At 62.4% G+C, this 3,251-nt stretch carries 2 protein-coding genes; one reads left to right on the forward strand and one right to left on the reverse strand.

Going from position 1 to position 3,251, the window contains the following annotated elements:
• Window positions 1-1,618, reverse strand: a 1,618-nt coding sequence (locus IIY41_RS04195; protein ID WP_147324388.1) for a hypothetical protein, incomplete at its 3' end; no start/stop codon positions are given.
• Between the two features lie 360 nt (window positions 1,619-1,978).
• Here IIY41_RS04195 and IIY41_RS04200 point away from each other — a divergent pair.
• Window positions 1,979-3,251: ABC transporter substrate-binding protein (locus IIY41_RS04200; protein WP_287399881.1), on the forward strand; the 1,273-nt coding region annotated here is incomplete at its 3' end.

The following is a 3,251-nucleotide window of genomic DNA, read 5'->3' on the forward strand; positions in this document are numbered from 1 at the left end:
GCTGGGCCTGGGCAAACTGCTTTTCGTAAATGCGGTGGCTGAACGCCTGCATCACGCCGGGGTCGCCGCAGTCCGCGCGGGTAAGGCGGGGCGTATAGCGGTTCACCGGGTGGCGGGCCGAGGGCGCCTCGCAGCGCAGCGCCAGCAGCGCGCAGTTGTAGCTGGTCAGGATGTCCGTCATGCTGTCGTAGCAGGGGCCGACGCCCGCGTGGGCGGGCCGGGCGGGAAAGGCCTGGTCCAGCAGCGCGCGGGCAAGGGCCTCGGCCTGGCTGTCGGGCAGGCATTCCTCCGCGTTCAGCAGCACCACGTAGCGGCCGCCGTAAGCGGATACCAGCCCCTCGTGCCCCAGCGCGGCCAGCGTGCCGTGCAGCAGGCCGGGCTCCGGCCCGGCGTCCGGGACGCTGCGCTCGGTGCCGGCCAGCACCAGCACCTGATAGGTGGGATGCTCGAAGCTCACCTCGTAGCGCTTGGCCGCGGCGAAGATCGCGTTTTCGCTGTGCAGGCCGCCGCGCAGGACGGTGCTCAGGAACAGGCCGTTCAGCAGCGTCTGGTGCTCCTGCATCAGCTCTTCGCTCTTGTATTTTTCCGTCATCATCTGTTCGATCTTGTTGGTGATGAACTGGTATTCGTCCTGCGCGCCGGAGCCCTGCGCCCCCAGCGCGGCCAGCAGCTTTTCCATAGGCTTCGCGTTGCGGCGGCTGATGAACACGCTGGCCGCCACGCCCGCGGCCAGGCAGCACACCGCGCCCGCCACGCACACGGCCAGCGTAAAGCGCACCGTGCGCAGCAGGCCGCGCGCGGAATACACGCTCACATAATCCAGCCCGGGCAGGGCGGAGGCATTGAAAAACGCAAAGCTGCCGCCGCTTTCGGGGCTGGCCTGCGGGTCCGCGCACCAGGCCGCATAAAGCCCGGGCGTGTCCTCCAGCAGCGCCATATTGCCTGTGGCGGCCACCAGCTGCCCGTCCAGCAGCACCCCTGTGGCAGAGTCTCCGGGCAGGCCTGCCGCGTCGAAGGCGCGCAGCAGCTCCTCCCGGTCTATCTCGATCACAACGACCGCCGCGATCTCGCCCGTCATGCGCATCTCGCGCACATAGCACAGGCGTTCGTCCTTGGGCATCTGCAGCAGCATGAAGCGCGTGTCATGGCTTTTCGTCAGCTCCGCGAGCCATGCGTCATAGCCCTCGCGCTGCGGCACGCCCTGCAGGGCGTAATAGGAGGCGGCCTCGAAGCAGCCCATATTGCCCACCACAAGCCCCGTGCGCGGGTAATAGAGGTATACGCCCCGGGCGAGCTTGTTCGTGACGAGAAAATCCCGCAGCGTGACGGAAAGCTGGTACGCCTGCGCGGGCAGGGTGCCGGGCAGCTCCCGCAGGTTTTTGAGCAGCGTGTTGGCGTGCGTGATCTCAATGGTAGTGGAATAGCGGTGCAGCTCCTCCAGGCGGGTATCGACGCTTTTCTGCACATAAGCCGTCAGGGCGGTGTTGGTCTCCACCACCGTGCGCTCCAGCACATGCAGGACATACAGGCACAGCAGCGAGCAGAGCAGCAGGCACGAAAGCACTACGGCCAGAATAGAGCGCAGCCAGCGCATGGTATGTTTTTTGCGGTGCGGCACAAAACGCGCCCCCTTTTCCGTTTCCTCCGGTATCCGGATAGGACTATTCTATCATAAAACCGTGCCGGAGTAGAAATTGATTTTTTTTGGCCCCTTTTTCCCATCGGGAGGCCGAAATTGGAAGATTTGTTAATCCAAAGCCCGTTCCATCTAAAAAAATGTAAGTGAAAGACAAATAAGGTTTGGTCAATGTGTATAAAACGAACGGTGAAAAATAGACGCTGGTTATTCATATAGGAAAAATTGTAAGTTTACAGCAAGATGGGCTTTCGGCTACCATGAAAGCATGGAAGGGGAGCGCGGAGGACGTTCCCGGCGGGACACCGCCTTCCACATCAAGTAAAACAGGAGGAAAGAACTATGAAAAAACTGCTCAGCATCCTTTTGGCGCTTGTACTGGCCACGGGCCTGTTCGCAGCGTGCTCGGGCTCCGGCTCCGGCTCGCAGGCGGCGGGAAGCACGGCCTCCGGCAGCGGCGCGGCCGCCGCGCCGGACGGGAAAAAGACAGACCTGCTGCTTTGGCTGCCCCCGTTCGCGGCGGGCGACGACGGCGCGCTGGACAAGGAGTTCTGGACGGAAACGCTGGCGCCCTGGGCCGCGGAAAACAACGTGGACCTCACCATCGAGATCACGCCCTGGGGCAATTACGAGGAAAAATACCTGACGGGTTTTTCCTCGGGCGAAGGCCCGGACGTGGGCTATATGTATCTGGAGATGTTCAACGATTTTATTGAGATGGGCGCTCTGGAGCCGCTGGATGCCTACATAACGGATGCGGACCGGGAGAATTACCTCTACCTGGACAAGGGCTTTATCAAGGGCAAGCAGTACACGATGCCGTTCATCGTGGGCAACGCGCGCATCCTGTATTTCAATATGGACATTCTGGAGCAGGCGGGCGTGACGGAGCTGCCCGCCACCTGGCAGGACCTGGTGGACGTTGCCGTAAAGATAAAAGAGGCGGGCCTGCCCGGCGTGATGCCGTTTGCGGGCGAATGGGCCGACCCGGCCATCGGCGCGCTGAACAACCTGTACTATCCGTACCTGTGGCAGGCGGGCGGCGACATTTACAACGAGGACGGCACCAAGGTCGCCCTGATGGACAACGACGCCGCGGTGAAGGCCGCCCGGTTCCTGTACGACCTCAAGTTCAAATACGGCGTGCTGCCGGAGGAATCCATGGCGCTGGTGGGCACCGAGGTGCGCAACCAGTTCATTGAGGGCAATATCGCCATCGCTTCCATGGACGCGAAATCCGGCACGGTGCTCACGGACGCAGGCGTCAACTGGGATTTCATCCCCAGCCTGGAGGACGAGACCCGCGCCACATGGATCGCCTCTGACGCGCTCATCATGAACAGCGCGTCCCAGAACAAGGAGCTGGCCGCCAGCCTCATCAAATACATCACCAGCGCCGAGGTCATGGCGAAATTCCACACCGAGATCGCTCCCTTCCCGCCCATCACCAGGGACGAGGCGTACAACGACGACGAGCGCTTCAAAGAGATGTACGAGGACGCCGAGCACCTGCACACGCTGCCCGTCGCCAACGGCGCGTTCAAGGTGATGGACACCCTGTATAAGAATCTGCAGCTCATGATGCTGGGCGACCTGTCCCCCGAGGAGGCCATCC

Origin of the sequence: Ruthenibacterium sp. (assembly GCF_017421385.1) — a bacterium.
Taxonomy (GTDB): Bacteria; Bacillota; Clostridia; order Oscillospirales; family Ruminococcaceae; genus Ruthenibacterium; species Ruthenibacterium lactatiformans.